A 1,188-nucleotide genomic window follows, 5' to 3' on the forward strand; every position below is an offset into this window, starting at 1 on the left:
ATTTGAAAAAGCTAAAGTCTGCGATTTCAGAAAGACTCTTCAAAAACATAAAAGGCAATGTCAGTACATTGTCTGAAATTTGCGATATTGTTAAGGGAAAACAAATCAATGGAGAATACCTCACTGAAAGTGGTGAGTATTATGTAATGAATGGAGGTACAGAACCATCTGGATATTATGGCGATTACAATGTAGACGCCAATACCATTTCAATAAGCGAGGGCGGCAATTCTTGTGGTTATGTACAATTCAACACCTCACCATTTTGGAGTGGTGGTCATTGTTATTCCATTCAGAACATCGCAGATAATATAGATAATCTGTACTTGTACCATTACCTTAAATCTAAAGAAGATGCTATAATGAAACTACGCATCGGCTCCGGCTTACCTAATATTCAGAAGAAAGACTTGGCTATGTTCAAAATTGAGATTCCGACAATAAAACAACAAAAAACAATCTCAACTTTTTTGTCATCACTTGAAAGAAAAGCTGAGATTGAAGAAAGAATACAGAATGCCATGCTGAAAGAGAAACAATTTCTATTACGCCAAATGTTTATATGAACATCTGACGAAGTAAATACGCCTTCTGACTATTCAACAAACTAATGAAAATGCTTTCAATATTTATTTTTGTGTCTAAAGAGATTAAGCAATTAGCCATTCTATTTTGTTCTTCCAAAGAAGGCAACAATAGTTTGGCTTTTTCTATATCTGCGTAATGCAAATGAATAATGGTACTACCCTTAGCAAATTTTGCCAATTGCCTTTTGGCGATATGATTGAAGTAGTAACTTAGATATTGTGCATTAGAGTTAGGAGTGATATGAATTCCAAACATATCTCCACCTAATATAACTCCGTCCACGTTGATAACAGATGGAGCAATTAAAGACATTGCGTCAACAGTAGTTGAAGAAGGAAATAACAGATCTCCTTTCTTACTCAAAATCATACCCTCTGCTTTATTGGTATGGCTTTCTATTTGAGATATAGTTTCTCCATAAGTCGTAAAAAGTTCGCCATAAATAACACAAGGCATCCCTGTTTCAGTCAAATCTTCTTTTGCCAAATTACCAACATTGAAAGGTTCCCCCAAATCTCCAATGCAAACATTCTGTTTCTCAACTTGCCCATAATGCCATTCAATAATCGCAGACCTACAAACTTCCAAATCCTTAATTAA

The 1,188-nt window shown here is 34.8% G+C and carries 2 protein-coding genes; one reads left to right on the plus strand and one right to left on the minus strand.

What is annotated here, in order from left to right; all coding sequences use genetic code 11:
* A partial coding sequence (locus HMPREF1254_RS05755; protein WP_231385814.1) for a restriction endonuclease subunit S occupies positions 1-566 on the plus strand: 566 nt, incomplete at its 5' end.
* Here the strand turns inward: HMPREF1254_RS05755 and HMPREF1254_RS05760 are convergent.
* On the minus strand, positions 559-1,188 hold a 630-nt coding region (locus HMPREF1254_RS05760), incomplete at its 5' end, for a restriction endonuclease subunit S (RefSeq protein WP_023057723.1). The two genes, HMPREF1254_RS05755 and HMPREF1254_RS05760, sit on opposite strands and share 8 nt — an antisense overlap.

Origin of the sequence: Prevotella sp. BV3P1, assembly GCF_000479005.1 — a bacterium.
Classification (GTDB): domain Bacteria; phylum Bacteroidota; class Bacteroidia; order Bacteroidales; family Bacteroidaceae; genus Prevotella.